The sequence below is a fragment of the Planktothrix mougeotii LEGE 06226 genome (genome assembly GCF_015207485.1).
Classification (GTDB): domain Bacteria; phylum Cyanobacteriota; class Cyanobacteriia; order Cyanobacteriales; family Microcoleaceae; genus Planktothrix.
Genome location: NZ_JADEWU010000012.1, coordinates 16,139 through 37,161, shown reverse-complemented (window position 1 = coordinate 37,161; position 21,023 = coordinate 16,139). Strand labels below are relative to the sequence as shown.

At 38.9% G+C, this 21,023-nt stretch carries 18 protein-coding genes; 11 read left to right on the top strand and 7 right to left on the bottom strand.

Translation table 11 applies throughout. The features are described 5' to 3' along the window. Positions 1 to 58 precede the first annotated feature (58 nt). Positions 59 to 1,861: an EAL domain-containing response regulator gene (locus tag IQ236_RS07745; protein WP_193868733.1), complete on the top strand. Its 1,803-nt coding sequence runs from the start codon at positions 59 to 61 to the stop codon at positions 1,859 to 1,861. Between the two features lie 95 nt (positions 1,862 to 1,956). Here IQ236_RS07745 and IQ236_RS07740 read toward each other — a convergent pair whose 3' ends face one another. Together IQ236_RS07740 and IQ236_RS07735 are read right to left on the bottom strand one after the other, a co-directional pair. Further along, entirely contained in the window at positions 1,957 to 2,190 is a 234-nt protein-coding gene (locus IQ236_RS07740) for a hypothetical protein (RefSeq protein WP_193868732.1), read from the bottom strand. A gap of 117 nt (positions 2,191 to 2,307) precedes the next feature. After that, positions 2,308 to 3,540 (bottom strand): RNA-guided endonuclease InsQ/TnpB family protein, encoded by a 1,233-nt coding sequence (locus IQ236_RS07735; protein WP_193868731.1) that lies wholly within the window; start codon positions 3,538 to 3,540, stop codon positions 2,308 to 2,310. Between the two features lie 376 nt (positions 3,541 to 3,916). On the opposite strand from IQ236_RS07735, the gene fraC reads away from it, so the two are divergent. The 7 genes from fraC to IQ236_RS07700 all read left to right on the top strand — a co-directional run bounded on the left by fraC (position 3,917) and on the right by IQ236_RS07700 (position 10,579). Continuing rightward, positions 3,917 to 4,423, top strand: coding sequence for a filament integrity protein FraC (gene fraC / locus IQ236_RS07730; protein ID WP_193868730.1), 507 nt, complete (start codon positions 3,917 to 3,919; stop codon positions 4,421 to 4,423). A gap of 35 nt (positions 4,424 to 4,458) precedes the next feature. Beyond that, a complete protein-coding gene (locus IQ236_RS07725) occupies positions 4,459 to 5,040 on the top strand; it encodes a DUF5357 family protein (protein ID WP_193868729.1) in 582 nt (193 codons plus the stop codon). A 40-nt stretch (positions 5,041 to 5,080) separates the two neighbouring features. Beyond that, positions 5,081 to 5,854, top strand: a complete 774-nt coding sequence (locus IQ236_RS07720) for an ABC transporter permease (RefSeq protein ID WP_193868728.1) — start codon at positions 5,081 to 5,083, stop codon at positions 5,852 to 5,854. Positions 5,855 to 5,884: 30 nt separating this feature from the next. After that, entirely contained in the window at positions 5,885 to 6,718 is an 834-nt protein-coding gene (gene larE / locus IQ236_RS07715; protein ID WP_193868727.1) for an ATP-dependent sacrificial sulfur transferase LarE, read from the top strand. Between the two features lie 164 nt (positions 6,719 to 6,882). Continuing rightward, positions 6,883 to 7,080, top strand: a complete 198-nt coding sequence (locus IQ236_RS07710; RefSeq protein WP_228041481.1) for a cysteine hydrolase family protein — start codon at positions 6,883 to 6,885, stop codon at positions 7,078 to 7,080. A 273-nt stretch (positions 7,081 to 7,353) separates the two neighbouring features. Further along, positions 7,354 to 8,901 (top strand): methyl-accepting chemotaxis protein, encoded by a 1,548-nt coding sequence (locus tag IQ236_RS07705; RefSeq protein WP_193868726.1) that lies wholly within the window; start codon positions 7,354 to 7,356, stop codon positions 8,899 to 8,901. A gap of 25 nt (positions 8,902 to 8,926) precedes the next feature. Continuing rightward, entirely contained in the window at positions 8,927 to 10,579 is a 1,653-nt protein-coding gene (locus IQ236_RS07700; protein ID WP_193868725.1) for a CocE/NonD family hydrolase, read from the top strand. Between the two features lie 206 nt (positions 10,580 to 10,785). Here IQ236_RS07700 and IQ236_RS07695 read toward each other — a convergent pair whose 3' ends face one another. Then, complete coding sequence (locus IQ236_RS07695; RefSeq protein ID WP_193868724.1) at positions 10,786 to 11,862, bottom strand: S-layer homology domain-containing protein; 1,077 nt, start codon at positions 11,860 to 11,862, stop codon at positions 10,786 to 10,788. Positions 11,863 to 12,092: 230 nt separating this feature from the next. Next, the gene (locus tag IQ236_RS07690) at positions 12,093 to 14,630 is read right to left on the bottom strand and encodes a glycogen/starch/alpha-glucan phosphorylase (RefSeq protein ID WP_193868723.1); all 2,538 of its coding nucleotides are present in this window, start codon (positions 14,628 to 14,630) and stop codon (positions 12,093 to 12,095) included. Between the two features lie 341 nt (positions 14,631 to 14,971). Between IQ236_RS07690 and IQ236_RS07685 the strand changes: the two genes are divergently transcribed. Then, positions 14,972 to 15,721, top strand: a complete 750-nt coding sequence (locus IQ236_RS07685) for a class I SAM-dependent methyltransferase (protein ID WP_193868722.1) — start codon at positions 14,972 to 14,974, stop codon at positions 15,719 to 15,721. A 152-nt stretch (positions 15,722 to 15,873) separates the two neighbouring features. Here the strand turns inward: IQ236_RS07685 and IQ236_RS07680 are convergent, their stop codons facing one another. After that, the gene (locus tag IQ236_RS07680; protein WP_193868721.1) at positions 15,874 to 16,698 is read right to left on the bottom strand and encodes a PEP-CTERM sorting domain-containing protein; all 825 of its coding nucleotides are present in this window, start codon (positions 16,696 to 16,698) and stop codon (positions 15,874 to 15,876) included. A gap of 185 nt (positions 16,699 to 16,883) precedes the next feature. On the opposite strand from IQ236_RS07680, the gene IQ236_RS07675 reads away from it, so the two are divergent. Next, on the top strand, positions 16,884 to 18,137 hold the full coding sequence (locus IQ236_RS07675; protein ID WP_193868720.1) for a Zn-dependent hydrolase: 1,254 nt from the start codon (positions 16,884 to 16,886) through the stop codon (positions 18,135 to 18,137). A gap of 133 nt (positions 18,138 to 18,270) precedes the next feature. Here IQ236_RS07675 and IQ236_RS07670 read toward each other — a convergent pair whose 3' ends face one another. Continuing rightward, positions 18,271 to 19,722: an aromatic ring-hydroxylating dioxygenase subunit alpha gene (locus tag IQ236_RS07670; RefSeq protein WP_193868719.1), complete on the bottom strand. Its 1,452-nt coding sequence runs from the start codon at positions 19,720 to 19,722 to the stop codon at positions 18,271 to 18,273. A gap of 70 nt (positions 19,723 to 19,792) precedes the next feature. Between IQ236_RS07670 and IQ236_RS07665 the strand changes: the two genes are divergently transcribed. Next, entirely contained in the window at positions 19,793 to 20,773 is a 981-nt protein-coding gene (locus IQ236_RS07665) for an aldo/keto reductase (protein WP_193868718.1), read from the top strand. 6 nt (positions 20,774 to 20,779) lie between these two features. On the opposite strand, the gene IQ236_RS07660 is transcribed toward IQ236_RS07665, so the two are convergent. Next, on the bottom strand, positions 20,780 to 21,016 hold the full coding sequence (locus IQ236_RS07660) for a hypothetical protein (protein ID WP_193868717.1): 237 nt from the start codon (positions 21,014 to 21,016) through the stop codon (positions 20,780 to 20,782). Between the last annotated feature and the right edge of the window lie 7 nt (positions 21,017 to 21,023).

The following is a 21,023-nucleotide window of genomic DNA, read 5'->3' as shown; positions in this document are numbered from 1 at the left end:
GTAGAGACGTGCCATGGCACGTCTCTACTGATCACTGATAACTGATAAATAATCCCTGATGAATGACGCTCAACCCGATAACCCACTGGCTAATATTTTGATTGTGGATGATACCCCTGATAATTTATATCTGTTGTCAGCAATGTTAACAGAACAGGGGTATGATGTGCGCTGCGTAATTAATGGTTCCGCAGCTTTAATGGGGGCAATTGCTGACCCACCCGATTTAATTTTATTAGATATTCGTATGCCTCACATGAGTGGGTATGATGTTTGTAAGCAATTAAAAGCCTCAGAACGTACCCGTGATATTCCGGTGATTTTTTTAAGTGCTTTAAACGAAGTTTTTGATAAAATCCAAGCTTTTGAAGTCGGTGGTGTAGACTATATTACAAAACCTTTTGAAATTCGAGAAGTCTTAGCAAGAATTAAAAATCAACTCAATTTACAAGCCGCAAAATACCAAATTCAACAGTTAAATACAGAACTAGAACAACGGGTCAAAGAACGCACCAGGGAACTAGAACGAGCGAATTTACGATTGCTACACATGGCATCCCATGATGCCCTCACGGGGTTACCCAATCGAGTATTTTTTATGGAACGGTTAATGGCTGTTTTAGCTTATACTCACACCCATCCTGATTCTCAATTTGCGGTTTTATTTCTTGATTGTGATGACTTCAAAATGGTGAATGATTCTTTAGGTCATTTAGCTGGAGATCAATTGTTAAAAGCTGTAGCAAGGCGATTATTGGCTTGTATTCATCCCAATTATACCTTAGCTCGATTTGAAGGCGATGAATTTACGGTTTTGTTAGAACAAATTCAATCTGTTGATGAAGCCACCTTCTTAGCCCAAGCTATTCAACACGCTTTAAGTCAGCCTTTTTTACTGTATCAACACGAAGTTTTTATTAATACCAGTATTGGCATTGTTTTAGGAACAGTCGATTATCAACAGCCGGAACATTTACTCCGAGATGCAGATACAGCCATGTATCAAGCTAAAGCATTAGGAAAAGCCCGTTATGAAGTGTTTAATCGGGAAATGCACACCCGTGCCTTAACTCGTTTACAGTTAGAAAATGACCTGAGACGAGCCATTGAACGCCAGGAATTTATGGTTTTTTATCAACCCATTATCTGCTTATCCACCGGTCAAATTAGTAGTTTAGAAGCTTTAGTTCGTTGGAAACATCCTCAACGGGGATTAGTTCGACCTGATCATTTTATTCCGATTGCAGAAACAACAGGTTTAATTATTCCTTTGGGATTATGGGTTTTAGAACAATCTTGTCGTCAATTAAAGACTTGGCAAGAACAAGCCATAAAACGTCAAGAAGTTTTTGATATCAGCATCAGTGTTAATTTATCGGTTAAACAATTTTCTCAACCCGGTTTAATCGAATACATTGATCAAATTCTCGCTCGCGTCAATTTAGATAGTAAAAATTTAAAATTGGAAATCACTGAAAGTGCAATTATGGATAATCCCAAATTAGCATCGGAGCTATTTGAACAACTGAAATTGCGTAAAATTCAATTAAGTTTAGACGACTTTGGAACCGGATATTCTTCCTTAAGTTATTTACATCAATTTCCTTTAGATATTCTGAAAATAGATCGCTCTTTTATTAGCAATCTGGATTCCCTAGAAAAAAACTTAGAAGTTGTTCAAGCGATTCTAAATCTTGCCCATCATTTAGGTATGAGTGTTGTGGCTGAAGGGATTGAAACTGAGGAACAATTATCGTTACTTCGGCTTTTGGGTTGCGAATTGGGCCAAGGTTACTTATTCGCTCAACCCCTAGATGCAGAATCGACAGAATCCCTGCTTTTATCTCATCCCCAGTGGTAACACAAGGGGGAGTGAGGTTGTAGGAGGAAGAGTCGGGAGTGTTAATATTTCCTCACCCTCTCCCCTTCTCCCCAAACCCTACACTTCTCTTTTTGTTAAGGTAAACATTGCCAAGCTTGAGTGACGACTTCGCTTAACCACAGCCGTTGTTCCCAGTTGAGCAAACTATCATCCGCTAAAACCTCAGCTTTGAGATCCTCTAAAGATTGTTGACGAGAACGAGCAATTTTAACGACACCTGCGATCGCGGTTGCTACTAACTCATCAGTAACCGGTTGCTGTCGCAAGGCGATCATTTCTTGAGGGCTTGTCGGAATTGGATAGTTCATGGTATGAGGGGGGCGTTAAACATTAAACACAGGACATAGAGCACAGTTGAGGTCAGAAGTAGATTCTACGGGTTTGGCAGTGGTAATTAAAACAAAAATAACAAATTTGTGAACTACCTACACCGCCCTAGTCGGGTCGGTGTAGGCTTCCGAATTCACAGACCAATGCCCCTTACTTTTACAAGCAGGTGGTCTTACACAGCCTCCATCGGCAAAGACGAGGTTCCCTCCGCCTTCAGTTAATATTCTGATACCTTCATTCCTGATGTTGAGTGCCGCGTTTTCGTCACGGTCATGGTGAGTTTGGCAATTAGGGCAATCCCATTTTCTGATATCCAGAGATAATCCATCTAGGACATGACCACAACTCGAACAGGTTTTGGAGCTAGGGAAAAAGCGATCAATTTCTACAAGTTCACCGTTTCTTTGTTTCAACTTGTAATCAATAAAGTTGACAAATTTTCCCCAACCCACATCAGATATTGCTTTTGATAACTTCCGGTTCTTAACCATTCCCTTGACGTTGAGATTTTCAACGACAAGTACAGACGCGCCATGGCGCGTCTCTACGCTTTCGTTTACCAACTTTCTTGATAATTTATGCAAGAAATCTTGGCGGGAGTTGGTTATCTTTTCGTGAACCTTAGCTACAATTTTTCTAAACTTCTCTCTCGATTTACTACCTTTAGTTTTTCGGGAGAGTTTTTTCTGTTTCCGGGCTAGATTTTTCTGATGACGATATAAATGTTTGGGGTTAGCGTATTTAGTTGCATTTTCTCCATTATGAGTAATTGCGAAATCTTTTAACCCTAGATCAATCCCAATAATATTATCTCCCGACTGTTTAACGTCAGTTCCTTCCACTTCACATAAAATTGAAGCAAAATATTTATCAGTCGAAGTTTTGGAGATTGTTACTGTTTTAATCTTTCCCGTAACTTCTCGATGAAATATCGCTTTGATCTCACCAATTTTGGGAACTTTTAGGTATTCACCATTAACAGTAACACTTTGGGGATACTGAATTGATTGCTTGTGATGTTTGGATTTGAAATTAGGAAATTTAGCTCGTCCCTCAAAAAAGTTTTTGTAGGCTCTATCTAAGTTTATAGCTACACATTGAAGAACCGATGAGTAGCAATCCTCTTTGAGCCAAGGATATTCTTTTTTGAGTTGAGGAAGCATTCCTTTATAAACTGCTAATTTTAGACTTTTGCCCGTTTCTTGATAGTGCTGAATACAGGTATTTAAGGCAAAATTCCAGTACCATCTTGCACAGCCAAACGACTTAGCTAATGCTAATTCTTGTTCGGGTGTTGGGTACAGTCTAACCTTTGTTGCCTTCAGCACTTTGTATCACCTCCTTTTTTTATTATAACCAATTATTAAACATTCTAGTCCCTGACCGCAATTCATCCCACGCTGCAAATCACGGGTCAGACGTGGGGCACGAGTGCGGAAGAAGCTAAAAATTATAAACTTTTCGACAAAATTCTTAGCACAAATCTTAGATTAAGTTCTAGGAAACAGCGATTTACTGGGAACAGGGAACAGTCAGGAGTGAATGAGTTTGCTAGATTTAGAAGTGTCCTAGCCTTAATTCTAGGTCAAGTAGCCCTGGTTATATCGATTGTCATCCTTTAAAATATCTATAAAACTGTAAAAAAATTGACCCTATTACTCATTGCCCATTCCCTCCTTTATGTATTGAATTTGGCTTAACGATATGCCAATCCTAATCGCCCTGAGAGTTATTTTATTAAGAATTATTCGCCTTTTAGCCTCGATTATGATTGAAGCTTGGATTTTTAAGAAAAGCTTCAATTTATCCCCCAAAATGAGTGTACAATATGCGATGGTTCTTAACCTATTGGCAAATGCTTGTGAGTGGGTTGTGTTTTTAAATGCAGAAACTCTGTTACCCCCAGAAGCTCGAAAAGAATTAATTTATTATTTACTGATTGAAAAAATACAAGAAACTTCCCCTTCTATTTTTTTATTAACAACTTTTAATTTTACCTTAATCCTGTTTATTAAATGGATAGGATTTGAATCTTTAAAAGTAGCCTTGAGTGGGGATATATCTAAGATTACTCAGGCTTTTCAAGAAAATTCTGAAGGAAATATTAAAATGACTGAGAAATATCGAGATTTTAGAATTATATTAATTGCCCATGCTTTAAGTTATTCTTTGTTTTTGGGATTAGCTTTTACATTATTAGTTTTAGAGTAATTAAATTAACTCTACAGGGAACAAGGTTGTTATATATGAATAAATTTCTGAAGCCTTTAAATGTACTTAAACCGACTAAACCCTTAGAATGGAGAACTTTCCTCCTGATCAGTCTAACAATTTGGATCGCTTCTATTTTAGGAACAACGGATGAAGAGATTAGAAATCAATTAGCTGTTTTAAGTTGGTTAGCCCTGACAATTGCCATTGGGTTTAGAACCAGTCAACCTCCCTTTATTATTGGTAGAATTCCCTTAAGTCCTTGGATCATGGCAGCGTCACTGTGTTTAATGATTTATCAAAAAACAGAAGCAACCCAGCCTTATTTTGCCTTAAAAGCATGGCCATTAATCGCAGTTTGTTTAGTTTTTATTCTGGAATTTATTCGAGATAATTTTAAGATTCAGTCCCCTCCTCCTTTAGTTCGCTTTGGGTTTATGATTATTTTACTGATTCACATTAATATTTACTGCTGGATCGAATTTTCAGTTCGATTTCAGGACTGGTTAGAAAATGTTCCCGAAATTATTCCGAGGCAGGATATTTTTAAACCGGATTCTGCTAAAATTAATCAGGAGTTTCAATTTTCTTCTGTTCGGAAGCTTAATCCAGGATAAAAATTTACTCTTTTTCTATATCCTATTTTGGAGATCACCAATGAATTTAAAACGCATTCTAACCATTTCTAGTAACGTTTTTTTAGAAGTTGTACGCGATCGCATTCTTTATATTATTGGTGTTTTTGCTTTACTGTTAATGGCTTCTGTGCGTTTACTTCCTGAAGTATCCGCCGGGTTAGAAAATAAAATTATTCTTGATTTTGGCATTGCCATGATTAGTTTTCTCAGCTTACTAATTACGGTTTTCGTCAGTGCTAATCTGCTGAATAAAGAAATTGAAAAACGAACGGTTTATCTCTTAGTTTCTAAACCCGTTAGTCGGGCAGAATTGATCATCGGGAAACATTTGGGCATCTCAGCCTTTATTGCTATTTTAGTTCTGGCGATGACCCTGCTCTATTTTGGAATTCTCAGCTTTAATAAAATTTCCTATCCCTTTACCAGTTTGAGTATTACCGTTATCTTTTTGTGGCTTAAATTATCTTTAATTGCAGCCGTCGGGATTTTATTAGGAGTATTTACCAGTTCCCTACTAGCGAGTTTATTAACCTTTGGGGTTTATATGATGGGAAGTTTAAGCCGTGATTTATTGGCATTAGGGAAATTAAGTCAAAACCCTGCCTTAGAACAAATTATGAGCGGACTTTATATTATTTTACCTGATTTAGCCCGACTCGATTTAAAAAATCAGGCTGTTTATGGTTACTTACCCGCCTCCTCAGTATTAATTAGTAATACGGTTTATGCTATTCTTTATATGACGCTTTTGTTATCTCTGTCCATTGTTATTTTTTGGCGAAGAGAATTTTAGTTGTGTTGAAAACCTAGTGAAATATAAATCATGACAGTAACAGAAAAATTACAACAAATTCAAGCTTTATTTCAAGAGATGGAACAAGCCTTAATTGCCTATTCGGGAGGGGTAGATAGTACCTTAGTGGCTAAAATTGCTTATGATGTCTTAGGAGATCGCGCCCTCGCTGTCACCGCCGTTTCTCCCTCCTTATTACCGGAAGATTTAGAAGAAGCTCGCCTTCAAGCCAGGGAAATTGGGATTCAACATCAAGAAATTGAAACCCAAGAAATGCAAAATCCAAATTATACCTCAAACCCGATTAATCGTTGCTATTTTTGTAAAAGTGAACTCCACGATACCTTAAAACCCTTAGCGCAAAAATGGGGATATTCCTATATTGTTGATGGGGTAAATGCCGATGATTTAAAAGATTATCGCCCCGGAATTCAAGCCGCCAAAGAACGGGGGGTGAGATCCCCTTTAGCGGAAGTCGGTTTAACGAAACTGGAAGTCCGAGAAATTTCTAAATCTTTAGGGTTAATTACCTGGGATAAACCTGCCCAACCCTGCTTAAGTTCTCGCTTTCCCTATACAGAAGAAATTACTATTGCTAAATTACAACGGGTCGGAAAAGCCGAAGTTTATTTAAGAAAATTAGGCTGGAAAAATTTGCGTGTTCGTTCAGAAGTTGATACCGCCCGCATCGAATTACCCCCCGAACAAATTCAAGAATTTGTATTGAAAACAAACCTCCCCCAACTTGTTCAAGCTTTTCAAAGCTTTGGGTTTGTTTATGTTACTTTAGATTTAGAGGGGTATCGAAGCGGAAAACTCAATCAAGTTCTACCTTCGGAATTATTAGTTCCGTCCTCAACCTAAAACATTGCTATTATTTACCCTCAAAAAAATATCCCCACCATTAATGGTAGGGGGCGAGGACAGTCAAACGCTATTAAATTTTATTGTGCCAGACCTTTAGCAAACTGAGGTTTGGGGTTGTGACGATTTTGAGAGTGTCCATCCCCTATTCTGGGTAGAACTATTTGCGATCGCACTCTATCCAACTCACGTTAATTATTATTGATATGCAGAATGATTTCTGTCATCCCGATGGTTGGTTGGGTTATATTGGCGTGGATATCACCCCGGCTAGACAATCGATTGTCCCTTTAAATACCTTAATTCCGATGTTACGTTCGGTACAGGTTCCTATTATTGGGTTGAACTGGGGAAAAGGCTGATCAATTATTATTAAAAATACAGGTTAAACTCGTTTATAGGCTTTATGTATTAGGGTGACCAATGAAGATTTTGTGGAACTGATTCGGAGTGGTACTCCTGTAGAATTAGACCGGGGAGATTGAGCGTTCCCAGTCAAATGCGGATGACTGTAAAAGAGTTTTTAAGATTAGTTAAGCTTCGGTTACTAATGTCCCCAAAAAAAAGTAAATTATATTTAAAGGTTTATTGTGGAAGAATTCCTATAAATTGGTTAGGCTTGGGAGATTGAGGACATGATAGATACGATTGAGAAAAACTCCAGTACCCAAAAATATAGATTGAATCAATTTAAGCTCAGAGGTCAAATGCTGTTGGGTTATGCTGTTCCCGTATTGGTTTTTGCGGGTTCTACCTATGTTGTTTATACGAATGTCAATAAAGTATTTGAAGCATTTAACCAGGTTGAAAACGTTCAAAAAACGATTATTGAAGTTGATAGAATGGCCTTGGCAGGCAGCAATATGGTTGCCAATAATCGGGCTTTTCTTCTAGTTGAAAACGAACAATTTTTACAACTCTATCAAAAAAATTGGCAGATGTTTCAAGAAGCAAGCAAGAATTTGAATCAAATGATTAACCTTGCAGATCAAAAGCAACGATTTGACCAAATGCAAGAAATTGGAAGACAGTTTAATCAATATCAACAACAGATGGAAGTTTTAATTAAACAGGGGAAAAGAAAAGAAGCTATTGTTATTTTTAACACCGGCTTAGGTCAGAAGTTACTTTCGGATTTTTTGAAGCTTAATTATGAATTTAATGATGCCGAAACTCAAAGATTAGCTCAAGAGAATAATCAAGCTAGAAATATTCTGCAAAATGCAGTTAATTTATTAATTATAGGTTTAATTTTTTCAGCTTTTACTGCTTTAATTATTGCTTGGTTAATTTCTTCTTTAGTCAGTCGTAAAATAGGGCAAGCAATTAATGCGATTGATAAATCATCCGTAGAAATTAATATTGCTGTTGAACAACAGGAAAAAATTACTAGGAGTCAAGCCGTTTCTGTTAATCAAACCACCCGGACAATGGATGAATTGGGATTATCAGCTAAACAGGCGAGTGACCAAGCAGAAACTTCAACCCTAGGCGCTAAACAAGTTTTAAACTTAGCAGAAAATGGTAATCTATTAGTCGAACAAACTTTAGTTGAAATGAGCCAAACGAAAGATAAAGTCAGAGCCATTGCTGAACAAATATTACGTCTGAGTGAACAAACAAATCAAATCGGAAGTATTTCTCAAGTCGTCGGAGATTTAGCAAATCAAACGAATATGTTAGCCCTCAATGCTGCGGTAGAAGCGGTACGAGCCGGAGAATATGGAAAAGGGTTTTCAGTCGTCGCGTCTGAAATTCGCAAGTTAGCAGATGAAAGTCAAAAATCTGCCCATCAAATTAATGCTTTAGTAGCTGAAATTAAACAAACTAATAGTTTAACCAGTCGAGTGACAGATGCCGGAATTAAAAGTGTAGAAACCACCGTTGATTTAGCTCAAAAAACCGCTAATTCTTTTAGTAATATGTCAGGAGAAATCAATACTATTGTTCAGGGTTCTCAGCAAATTTCACTCAACGCTAAACAACAAGCTATGGCCATTCAACAAGTTGTAGAAGCCATGAATAACCTTAATAATAATGCTCAGAGTAGCAGTAATGGCATGACTCAAATTAAGTTAGGTATTCAAAAGCTCAATGATGCAGCATTTGATTTAAAAGATATTGTCCAGGAAACATCAGAAGCGGCTAAAAAAGAGCGTAAAATGAGAAGTTATATCCATTAAATTTCCTATTCTCTATTTACCCCCTATGAATATACTTCAAGAAACAGCCTCTCTCATCACCCGTGATAACATTCGACTCGATGCAGATATTTACCGACCCCAAACCGAAGAAAAATTACCCGTTTTATTAATGCGGCAACCCTACGGAAAAGCAATCGCATCGACCGTTGTTTATGCCCATCCCCAATGGTATGCTCAACAAGGGTATATTGTGGTGATTCAAGATGTTAGAGGGCGGGGAACTTCCGAAGGAGAATTTAAACTTTTTACCCCTGAAATAGAAGATGGGTTAGATACCATTAATTGGGTTGCTAATCTTCCCTATAGTAATGGTCAGGTGGGAATGTATGGCTTTTCCTATCAAGGAATGACCCAAATTTATGCCGCTTCAACTCGTCCCCAAGCCTTAAAAACCGTATGTCCGGCGATGATGAGTCATGATTTATATGCAGATTGGGCCTATGAAGGGGGAGCTTTCTGTTTATATGCTAACTTAGGATGGGCGATACAAATTTCAGCAGAAACAGCCCGATTAAAAGGGAACGAAACCGCTTATAATGCCCTTTATCAAGCTTCTCGAAATTTACCCTTTTTTGATGTCATTCCTAGCAATCCAGAGGTGTTAAAAATTCATGATCCAGATTCATTTTATCACGATTGGTTAGCTCATGATCAACCCGATGAATATTGGCAAAATCTATCGCCAAAATTAGAGAATTTAGATTTACCCATGCTGCATATTGGAGGCTGGTTTGATACCTATTTAAGAGGAACTCTTCATTTCTATCAAGAAATGGTAAATCGCAGTCAACACCCCCAACACTTAATTATCGGCCCTTGGGCTCATCTTCCCTGGGGTCGAAAAGTGGGGGGACTCAATTATGGCTTAACGGCATCAACCTTTATTGATACGCTACAAATTCAATGGTTTGATACCTTTTTAAAAGGCAAAGAAAATCCCATTTTTCATCAAAATCGGGTTTGTTTATTTGAAATGGGGAGTCAAAACTGGCGAGAATTTGAACACTGGCCGTCCTCTTCCTCCCTAGTCTATTATTTATCAACCAATGGACTCGCTAATTTACGAGAAGATGCCGGAATATTAACGCCTAATTGTCCTAAAAATCCTCAAGAAGATGTCTTTGTTCATGACCCTTGGCGTCCGGTTCCAGCGCTTGGAGGTCATGTTATGTATCCAACAGGTTCCTTTGACCGTTCTAATTTAGATTGTCGCAGCGATATTGTGACTTATACCTCTGAACCGTTGAGCCAAGATTTACATTTAACAGGAGATTTAACAGTAGAAATTTATTGTAGTGCAGATAAACCCAGTTTTGATTTATGTGCGGTTTTATCAGAAGTTAAACTGGATGGTAGTGTTTATAATTTTAGTCAAGGTTATCAAAAAATTAACCTCGATAACTCTACACAAAATCCCATTTTTAACCCAGAACACAATATTAATTTATATCAAATAAAACTGCAACCTACTTGTATTAAAATTCCGCAAGGGCATTGTTTACGTTTAAGTGTCAGTGCGGCTTGTTTTCCAGCTTATCCAGTTAACCCAGGAACAGCTAAACCTGTTAATCAAACTCGTTTAATCGATTATCAAATCATCACATTAACGATTTACTCTGGGGATAATTTTCCCTCCCGCTTAATTGTATCCACTTAATATAGCTTCCAGACAATTCAATTAGAATTGCTCAGTTTTTTCGCCTCATTCTGCGAAAATTGGGGAGTCAAATTGAGTCCCCAATTTGGGAAAATGAAATATAGCGCTACGCATAGGGAGTGTTTGACATTTTTAAACTCTGAAACCCTTTCAATTCTTACTGTTCCCTTGGGCATAGCGCTAGAGCCCTGCCCCAGCGTCATCCCTCAGCGTGAGTTCACAATATAATCAGAAGAAATCGGTTCTACTTTTTTCTGATAAACTAAGCCTTGGTAAATCATAGAAGCGACTTCACCATAGGTAGCCGATTGATTGGGATTGAGAGTATTTTTATCAGGATAATTAACAACTAATCCGGCTTCCGTTGCGGCGGCAACACCCTCAACTGCCCACTCAGGAATTTGATCCACATCTTTAAAGAGTTTAAGGGTTTGTTGAGGATTTTTAGACGGTTTTAACTCTAACCCACTGGCTAAAGCCACTAACACTTGAACGCGAGGAATTTCTTGTTTAGGTCGAAAGATATTTCCTGGATATCCCACTAAAAAACCCGATTGACTAACCTCTTTCAAAGCCGGTTTAGCCCAAAAGTTTTTAGGAACATCCTTAAATTGAATAGGGGATTGTTCAGGTTGTTGATTAAATGCCCTTTGTAATTGGGCGGCAAATTCTCCCCGTGTAATTTTTTCATCAGGTTGAAAGGGTTTTTGATCAGACCCGGTTGCCCAATTTTTACTCATAAAATAGGCAACAAATGGACTCGCCCAAGATTGGTCAGGAACAGTAGAAGAGGGGGTTTCCAGAGGAGGTGGAGTCGTTAAACACACTTTTCCCCCTTGAGATGGAGTCGGACAAAGGGTTTCCCTTGGGTTGAGGGTAGTGGTTTGGGGGGGAACTGGGGGAACTTGTGCTGGAGGCGAGGTGGCGATGGGTGTATCCGGTGTGGTTTGAGGAATTAACCCTAAAGCAACCCACCAAGGTTGATTCACGGTTGGCTGAGGTGTAGGGGAAGGTGTGGTAGGTTGGGGAGTTGGGGGAGGCAAAGGTGAAACCCCATCCGGGAGGGAGCGTTCTAGGATTTGGGAGAACGTCTGATCTGTTGTCGAGGTTTGGGTTTCTGGGGCGGTTTGGTTGGGGGTGGTCGTTAATTTCCGGTTAGGATGGCTTAAAACCCAAAATAAAATTGTACCCATCGTTGCTAACGCAACAATAATGGCAATAACCTCATCAAAGCGAGGATTAGATTGACGATTGGAGGGATCAGGAGGATAAGATTGTGACATAAGGATTAGTCCTGTTATAGATACATTTATTTGAGCATAAACGATTGATTTTTGACGATAGTGCGTAGCATGAGGGAACAGGGAACAGTCAGACGTGAATGATTTTCAGGTGTTGATCGGTTATTCAAAAAAGGTACTCCTGATAGGGATGAAGGAGTACCTTTAAAATCGCTATAAACCGAAGGGAATCTATGAGATAAAATTCACCTTATTTTTAATCCGATTCAGAATTAACTAATAACGCGCAATCCAGCCGCTTCTGGGTTATATCCTTCCATTTCCACAGGAATAGATTTCACGTTCCAGATTTGGTTACAATATTCACGGATGGTGCGATCGCTAGAGAATTTACCCATGCGAAGAGCATTCAGAATTGACATTCTTGTCCATTTTTGCGTATCTTGAAATGCCAAACTGACTTGTCGCTGACAATCAATATAAGCTTGATAATCCGCGAAAAGCATATATTCATCATGGTACATTAAGGAATCCACCAAAGGTTTAAATAATTCCTCATTGCCATGGGAAAAATAACCCGATGAAATCCGATCAATCACGCCTTTTAATTCAGCATTTCGATGATAGTAATCGCTGGGTTTATAGCCTTTAGATTTTAAGGCATAAACTTCTTCTGCGGTTAAGCCAAACAGGAAGAAATTTTCAAACCCGGCTTCTTCGCGGATTTCAATATTTGCCCCATCCAAAGTACCAATGGTTAAGGAACCATTCATGGCAAACTTCATGTTTCCGGTTCCAGAAGCTTCTTTTCCGGCTGTAGAAATTTGTTCGGATAAATCCGCCGCCGGATAGATGCGTTGACCTAAAGAGGCGTTAAAGTTTGCCAAAAACACCACTTTTAACCGTCCCCGGACATCGGGATCTTTATTGACCACTTCCCCAACGGCATTAATCAATTTAATGATTAATTTTGCCATGAAATAGCCCGGAGCCGCTTTACCCCCAAAGATAAAAGTTCGGGGATAAATATTAATATTGGGGTTCTGTTTGATGCGGTTGTACAGCGTAATAATGTGCAGCACATCCAAGTGTTGACGTTTATATTCATGAATCCGTTTCACTTGAATATCAAAGATGGAATGGGGATCAACTTCAACGCCATTAAATTTCCAGATGTAATCCGCTAACAGTTGTTTATTGTACAGTTTAATTTGACGCCACTGTTCGCAGAATTCAGGATCATCAATTTGGCTTTCTAATTGACGCAGTTGATCTAAATCTTTGAGCCAACCCTCCCCCAATTTAGAGCTATAAAACTGCGATAACGTGGGATTACTCAATAAAATCCAACGTCGAGGTGTCACCCCATTGGTTTTATTGAAAAACTTCTCTGGCCAGAGTTTATAAAAATCTCGCAGGGTATCTTTTTTCAACAAATCCGTATGCAGTGCCGCCACTCCATTAATCGCATGGCTACCAACACAGGCTAAATGAGCCATCCGCACAAATTTTTCTGGCCCTTCTTCAATTAAAGATAACCGTCCCAATAAGGTGTCATCATCGGGATACCAGCGATGGACATCTTCTAAGAAACGACGGTTAATTTCATAGATGATTTCCAAGTGACGGGGTAACAAATAGCCAAACAAACCCACTGACCATTTTTCTAAGGCTTCGGGTAACAAGGTATGGTTGGTATAGGCAAAGGTTTTTTGGGTGACTCGCCAAGCCGAATCCCAATCAATCCCATGTTCATCTAACAACACCCGCATTAACTCAGCAATGGCAATGGCCGGATGGGTATCATTGAGTTGAATGGCGGCGGTTTCATTCAGGTTATACAAACTGCTATTGTGGCGGAGATGACGTTTAACAATATCCCGCAACGAACAAGCCACAAAGAAATATTGCTGTTCTAAGCGCAATTGTTTCCCTTGGGGGGTGTTGTCATTGGGATAGAGGACTTTAGAGATGGTTTCCGATCGCATTTTATCAGCTACCGCCCCATCATAATTCCCGGCGTTGAAGGCTTCAAAGTTAAAGGCGTCACTGGCTTCTGCTTTCCACAACCGCAGAGGGTTAACGGTGTTGGTATCATACCCAGGAACCGGAGTATCATAGGGAATACCGATCACGGTTTTAGCCGGAATCCAGCGAATTCGTTCCCGTCCTTTCTCATCATGATAAATTTCGGTCTGACCGCCAAATTTCACCTCAACGGATTCTTCGGGACGGGGAATTTCCCAAGGGTTGCCAAATCGTAACCATTTATCGGGAATTTCCGCTTGCCAACCATCTTGCATGGTTTGGTGGAAAATCCCAAATTCATAGCGAATACCATAGCCAACGGCGGGAATTTCCAAGGTCGCCAGGGAGTCGAGGAAACAAGCCGCTAACCGTCCTAAACCGCCATTTCCTAAACCGGGGTCGGGTTCTTGTTCGAGGAGTTCATCTAAGTTGAGTCCCGATTCTTCCACCGCCTGACGGACGCGATCATAGAGGTGTAAGTTAATTAAACTGTTCCCTAAGTGTCGGCCCATGAGGAATTCGGCAGACAAATAGTAAACGATTTTGACGCTATGGTCTTCGTAGGTTTTGACCGTTTTCAACCAACGGCTTAACAACCGATCCCGCAAGGTATAAGCCAACGCCATATAAAAATCTTCCTTTGTGGCGATGGACTCGTACTTACCGAGTTCATAGAATAAATTATCGGCAAAAGCCCGTTTTAGGGTTTCCACACTCGTTCCAGTGCGATCGTCCTCAATTTGGATGGGACATTCATTAATCGGAATCAAGGATTGAGTCATTCAGTCTCCTAATCTAAGCATCAATTGACGTTAAAGGATCATCTGGGTAACAGGATACAGACTGGTTAAGGTTGTTTATGTTGTGTTAATGACTGTTGTTGGTCAACGATTCTGTATTCTGCACCGCAATCAAGCACCATTTCCTGATCTTTAAGTTTAACTTAATCTAAATACAGATTCTTCCACTCTTGTCAAGGGACTAACTCTGCGATTGATTTTGTTTAGGATTATAGCAATTCTTTTTAGGTGAACCGAGTATTGGCTTGTATTGTGTTCTATTTTATGTTACTCTGACTGAACCAATTATTAATTTCAACATTTTTTTAAGATTATTGATTTTTATGGTTAATTTTCCCAGACCGATTGTATTGGAAAAAATTTGGCACAATTCTTTTGATTTAAAACAACATTTACAAGAGTTTTTACACTTAGATTCCGAAACATTAGACAGTAAACTAGAAACAGGTAGTAAACAGTTAACTGAGTTAGGACACAAAGATTTTGATTGGGAAAATGCAACGAATTTTTACAAAGATAAAGTTAGTGAAAGTTATTTATTTGAATTAGGGTCATGGCATTTAGCGAGTCAGGATTATATTGGTAATACCCTGAGATTAGTTGCTGATCAAGCGAAAGGTCGTGTTTTAGATTTTGGAGGTGGCATTGGAACTCATGCCATCAGTGCAGCTTTTTGCCCTGATGTTGATCATGTCGTTTATTGTGATATTAATCCGGTTAATACCAAATTTGTTCAATACAGAGCCGAACAATTGAATCTTTCTGAAAAAATTAAGTTCTGCACGGATGTTTCTCCAGACGAAAAATTTGATACCATTATGACTTTTGATGTAGTTGAACATTTAGTTGATCCACAATCGCAATTATTAAAATTTTATAATCATTTAACGGATGAGGGTCGCTTAATTATTAATTGGTACTTTTTTAAAGGCTTTAATAATGAATTTCCTTTTCATCATGATGATGTTGAAATAATTGATTCCTTTTTTCAAACGTTACAATCTCATTTTTTAGAAGTTTTTCATCCCTATTTAATAACAGCCCGATGTTATCGTAAATGGGATAAAAATTAGACATTTTTTAGCTTCTCTGGATTGTATAATGGGAGAGGCGTACCTCCCCCCAATGATCTTAACTCCGTTTGACTGGCGATCGCTACTTTTTGACGCTTTTCTACAATTTTAGTATGTCCTGATCATTCAGTAATTTTGGAAAATTGGCAAGATCAATCAGATAAACTGCTTTTCTTTTTAAAGCTTAATGCTATTCCTAATGTACCCATGATTAATAAACTCAAAGAAGTTGAAGGTTCAGGCGCTTTAACCATTGTTTTACTGTTTTGATAGGTAATTAAGGTTAGACTTTGACTTTGACTAAACTCACGAGAATATAATCCCGATAACAAAATATTAGCAGAAACTTGATTATCTTGAACATTTGTTGTTGTCAACGGTGACAATTGAAAACCCTGACTATTCCCTATTGATAAATTCAGGTTATTAGAAGAATTGAGGGAGCTATTGAAACTAAAAAAATCTAACAGATTATCCGTTAAATCATCAAATAAATAAAAAGCGATATAATTCTCTGCTTGAGCCGATTCTTGTGAGGACGAACTTGGGAAAACCTCAAAATTTAAAAAGGAGGAAAATTTAAAGGAAAATTCTTGGTTTTCAGTAATTTTCAACTGATAACCTATAGCGACTGCTTGACTGTACGCTAAACCCAGATATTCTTGACCTTCTCCCTGAGCTTTCGCTTGAGAACTATTTTGGGCTAACGTTAAACAATTGTCAGGTTCCAAACAAACATTAAAATTTGCATTAGCATTCCCTTCGGCTAATGTAATTCCTCGAACAGCTAATGCTAGGGTTTGAGCATCTGTAAAGGTGGAAGTGTTTGTAGGAACTTGGTTAAAATCAAAAATTAAAGTGTTTGTTTCAGCCTTCGCTAAGGTACCCGCAAAAACTGGAGAAACACTACTTAATAAAGCAATAACGGGAGTGGCAACTAGGAATAATTTCAGAGTTGTTTTGGGTGTAATATTCATGTTAAATCCTCTTGGTAAAATTTTAAATTAAAGTTAATCACGGGATCAATCCCGATAATCGATAGATTTAATCTAGTCTGTAGAGGAGGAAAATTAACAGGGTTTTATTTAAAGATTTTAGTTTTTTTTGTAAAGATATCATATTAGGGAGTAAATTACCCATTCCCCATTCCCTCTTAACAATTATGGCTGTGATCACAGAACTGAGAATTAATCATAAGCGCCTACACCATCGAATTGATGAATTAGCTAAGATTGGTCAACAACCGTCAGGAAGTATTCGCCGTTTGGCGTTTACCCCGGAAGATTTGCAGGCTCGTGAAGTTGTCAAACAATGGATGTTAGAAGCGGGAATGACCGTGAGAACCGATGCGGCGGGAAATCTCATCGGTGGTTATCCGGGTCAAAATCAGATGGCTCCCGCTTTAGCAACGGGCTCTCACCTCGATACTGTGCCAACGGGAGGACGCTATGATGGAGTTTTAGGGGTATTAGCTGGCATCGAAGTAGCACAAACCTTGAAGGAGAATCATCTAAAACTGCATCATCCTTTAGAAGTCATTGTGTTTACCGATGAAGAAAGTACGATGATTGGGTGTCAGGCGATGGCGGGAACGGTGTTACTGGATAACCCAGAGCGTTATTGTTCTAAAACCGGAGAGTCGATTCAATCTAGTTTAAAACGGCTAGGGGGAAATTGGGAACAGTTAGCCACCGCACGACGTTCACGGGAAGATATGGCAGCATTTTTAGAACTGCACGTTGAACAGGGAGCGATTTTAGAACGCAATGGGGTTTCAATTGGAATTGTTCAAGGCGTGGTGGGAATGGAACGCCAAAAAATCACCATTATTGGACAAGCTAACCACGCCGGAACAACACCGATGGAAATGCGACAGGATGCGTTAGTCGCAGCAGCAGAATTAATTTTAGCAGTGCAAGAAATTGCGTTAAAAATGCCTTCTCAACCTGTTGCAACGGTGGGATATCTTCATGTATTCCCGAATGCGGTTAATATTATACCCGGACAAGTTGAATTATCCGTTGATATGCGGGATTTATCCCCGGATTGTTTACAGGAAATGTTAGAAAAATTAGATCATAAAATTATAGCGATCGCTAATTCAACTCATACCCAAATTTCAATTATACCGTTACTGAGTGTTAAACCCACTTTAGCAGCACAGGAAATTCAAAACACCATTGAATCCGTTTGTCAACAGTTAGAATTAAGTTATTTATCACTTCCTAGTCGTGCTGGACATGATGCGTTAGAAATTGGCAGAATTACCAAGATGGGGATGATTTTTGTTCCTTCCCAAGCCGGAGTTAGTCATTCTGAAGCAGAATATACTTCTCCTGAACATTGTAGCCAAGGGGCAAATGTATTGTTACAAACTTTATTATTAATCGATCAAACCTATAGCAATCCTATTTAATTTGTGAAAAATTACCGTAGGCGTTGGGTTTCCCAACCCAAAACCCTAGAGGGTTTGGCAACCAAACCCCTACAATAAAATATTACGACCGATATGATGGGCGGTAATTTGTACAGTAGAATTGTTGATTCAATTAATCATTATGAGCGTGTTCAAACTCATAAATATAGAATAAACGACTGAATTTTTTTAAGTAATATCCAGCCGTTGCCAAGGCGATCGCACATCCCAATAAAAGCCAAAAACCCATCGGAGGAATTGCAGTTAATTCATGAACCGTTCGGGCATCAACCATCACAGCTAATCCAAAACAAAGGATAGCAGCAATATAGGAAAATACCGTTAATCGGTTAATATTTTTTAGGGCATTTTGACAGACTTGACAATGTTGAGTGTGAGTTGACCAAACATCAAATAACTGTTGTTTATTTAACTCAGGAAGGGGAAGATGGGGGTTACATTCTTCAGACCAAGGAATGCCACCGCCTGCGCGTTTTTCGAGCCATTGACGGAAGGTAATTACCATTTTATCCTGGGGATTGGGTGTATAAACTTCCTCTAACCAGCGTTTATTTTTGCGTTTGGCTAATATTTTTTCTTGATAGTGTAAAAACACTAAATCTTGGTGCATAAATAAGGGAGCTAAAACATGATTTAACCAAATGGGCATTGGTAGGGCAAAAAACCCTATCCCGCCCGGTGTTTTACCTTGCTTACTTTTAATTAAAATCTGTCGCGCAAAAGTCCGACACCACCCTGGACGAGTGGGAGTGGCGTATAACGCCAAGATCATTTTTCCCCCATCTACATTAGTCGAGTAAATTTTCTGATGACAGGGGGGTTGAAAATCATGAACCGCTTCTACAATATGGGGTTGAGTCGGTATAATTTTAAAGGCAAATCCCTCTTGAGTCGATATTTTTCGCAGGGAAATCATGTCATAATATTTAGCATCTTTGTAGCGACTGCCAATAATTCCATGATGGGAAACCGGAACATGAGCGGGGTCAGAAATATTCTCCATAAAGAAATCCCAACCGTAGGGAATATCCCGAAAACTCCAAGGTAACTTAACAATTTGATCTGAATTTTCTTCTAATTCAGGAATCAGACGAGGGGATTTTAACTGGCTTTCCTGTTGAGCTTCGGAACCGGATTCTCCCCAAACCCATAATAAACCTTGGCGTTCTTGGGTGGGATAAACCACAGCGCAGGATTTCGGGTTAGAACAATGTTTCGCTTCGGTTTCGCTATCTTGAGATTGGGGAATGCTAACACAATTTCCCTCACCATCGAACCGCCAAGCATGATAAGCGCACAGAAGTGTGCCATCGGACTCAACTCGACCTTCAGACAAGGGGACGAGGCGATGGGGACAAGCATCCGCAAAACAGCGCCATTGACCCGAACCATCCCGCCATAAAACCAGATCCTTTCCTAATAATTGCACAGGATGGGGACGAGTGGGGTCAATGAATTCCACCGCAGCGACGGGATACCATTGTTTTGTCCATTGAAATTGTTCAGTTTCGGTTTGGGGATGTTCGATGAATGTGGGGTTTAGGTTTTGTTGTAGGGAAGTCATAAATTTTCTGCCTGTTGAACCGAAATAGTTTAACTACTAATATAGACATTATTCTGAAAACTCAAAACCAATGGAAAGCCGTCAAACCTTAAATTTTCCTGTGATGGGATGTGGAACTTGGGCCTGGGGAAATCGCCTATTATGGGGTTATGATCCCAGTATGGATGAACAGTTACAACAAGTTTTTAACTTGTGTGTGAGTCAGGGGGTAACGTTATTTGATACGGGAGATTCCTATGGGACGGGTAAATTAAACGGACGTAGTGAATTGTTGTTAGGGCAGTTTTCCCAAGAGTATCAAGGTGTTAATCAAGACCGCATTTGTATTGCTACAAAATTAGCTCCCTATCCTTGGCGATTAACTCGTAAATCGATGATTAAAGCCTGTGAAAATTCAGCCAAACGGTTAGGAAAAAATGTGGATTTAGTTCAAATGCACTGGTCTACGGCTAATTATGCTCCTTGGCAAGAGTGGAATTTATTAGAAGGTTTAGGGGATTTATATGAACAGGGATTCGTTAAGGGAGTGGGATTATCCAATTATGGGCCGAAACGGTTAAAAAAAGTGTATCAAAAATTAGCAGACCGAGGAATTCCAATTTCAACTCTACAGGTACAATATTCGTTATTATCAACCTATCCTGTTAGGGAATTAGGGTTAAAAGAGGTTTGTGATGAATTAGGAATCCAATTAATTGCTTATAGTCCGTTAGGGTTAGGATTATTAACGGGGAAATTCTCAGAAAATAGTCCGTTACCCAAAGGAATTCGCGGGGGATTATTTAAAAAATTATTACCCGGAATTCAACCGATTTTAGGGTGTTTGAAAGAGATTGCTGAATTTAGGTCTAAAACTTTAACCCAAGTTGCTTTAAATTGGTGTATTTGTAAAGGTACAATTCCCATTCCGGGTGCTAAAAATTTAGAACAAGCTAAAGATAATTTAGGGGCGTTAGGATGGTTTTTAGACTCAGGAGAAGTAGCAGGGTTAGATAATGCTGTGATGCGTTCTAATCAACAAATGGTGCAGAATATTTTCCAGACTTCTTGATTTTTATCATTCAATATCATTAATAAAATCTAATCGTTCTTCCTCATTCATTTTATCCCAATCTTTCCCCCTTTTCCAAGCTAAAAGTCGCCCCTGTTCTTCTCCATTTTTTGTAAACTGATCGAGGGAACCCCAACGAGACTCAATTAAAAATCCGACTAATTCCGCTTGACAAGAAGAAGGAAGTTGCTTGACTAAATCTAGGACTTGCTCATAAGTTAAAGTTAAGGTTGATGTTGACAATGGTTTT